We start from the raw sequence: 1,118 nt of genomic DNA, 5'->3' as shown, positions 1-1,118 counted from the left end.
TCGCATCATCTGGTATTGTTGATGGTGCGGAGATGGAGGGGACACCGTCTCATCCTCGGGCGAGAGAGCCCGGACCTCAGCTTGGTGTCCCTTCCGTCGATCCATCGACCTCGAACAGTCGTCTGGGCCGCAAGAGCCCGTTTTTGCAAGGACGAGGGAGGATGGAGATGGTGTGGGTCGGCATTGACGTATCGAAGGATCGGCTTGACGTTCACGTTCTGCCCGAAGGCACCGCCTTCGCGCTTGCCCGTGACGGCGAAGGCCTTGCGGCGCTGGTGCAGCGGCTGCAGCCGCTCGGAGCCGAACTGGTGGCCGTCGAAGCGACCGGCGGGTTCGAGACGGTGGTTGCGGCAGCCCTTGCAGGGGCCGGCCTGCCGCTCGTCGTCGTGAACCCGGCGCAAGTGCGCCACTACGCCCAGGCCGTGGGACAACGCGCCAAGACCGATCCGATCGACGCGGCGATGATCGCCCGCTTCGCCGAAGCGACACGGCCCGCCTTGCGGGCGATGCCCAACCAGGCGACGCGGCTTCTTGCCGATCTCGTGGCCCGGCGCCGGCAAATCGTCGTGATGATCGTGGCCGAGAAGAACCGTGAGCGACGCGCTTCTGTCAAGCGGATCGCCAAGAGCATCGCGCGCCTCATCAAGGCGCTCGAGAAGGAACTGGCTGAGATCGATGCCGAGATCGACACGGGCGTGCGCGGCTCGCCCGCATGGCGCGCGAACGAGGACCTCTTGACCTCTGTCCCGGGCGTCGGGTCGATCACCGCCCGCACGCTGATGGCCGAGCTACCCGAGCTCGGCCGCCTCGATGCCAAGCAGATTGCCAGCCTCGCCGGCCTGGCTCCCTATACACGCCAGTCCGGCCGATGGAAGGGCAGAAGCATGATCGCAGGAGGGCGCAAGACCGTCAGAACGGCGCTTTTCCTCGCCGCACTCGTCGCCTGCCGACACAACCCGATCTTCAAGGCCTTCCGCCAGCGCCTCCTCGACGCCGGCAAACCCAAAATGGTCGCCATCATCGCAGCGGCGCGAAAGCTGCTCACCATCCTCAACGCCATCATTCGGCACCAGAAACCATGGCAACCCGCTTGACTTCCAACACAGTCGCTGAGGTGC

Annotated in this window: 1 protein-coding gene; it reads left to right on the top strand. The window is 65.7% G+C overall.

Annotated features, from left to right (window positions below; all coding sequences use genetic code 11):
• Window positions 1-161: 161 nt before the first annotated feature.
• A complete protein-coding gene (locus E3C22_RS24340; protein ID WP_134764481.1) occupies window positions 162-1,094 on the top strand; it encodes an IS110 family transposase in 933 nt (310 codons plus the stop codon).
• The last annotated feature ends 24 nt before the right edge of the window (window positions 1,095-1,118 follow it).

It is taken from the genome of Jiella endophytica (genome assembly GCF_004519335.1).
GTDB lineage: Bacteria > Pseudomonadota > Alphaproteobacteria > Rhizobiales > Rhizobiaceae > Jiella > Jiella endophytica.
This window is presented reverse-complemented; position numbering and strand designations above follow the sequence as displayed.

Bases quoted from the DNA above. Each gene is read 5' to 3' on its own strand.
- E3C22_RS24340 (WP_134764481.1), top strand. From the start codon at position 162: ATGGAGATGGTGTGGGTCGGCATTGACGTATCGAAGGATCGGCTTGAC.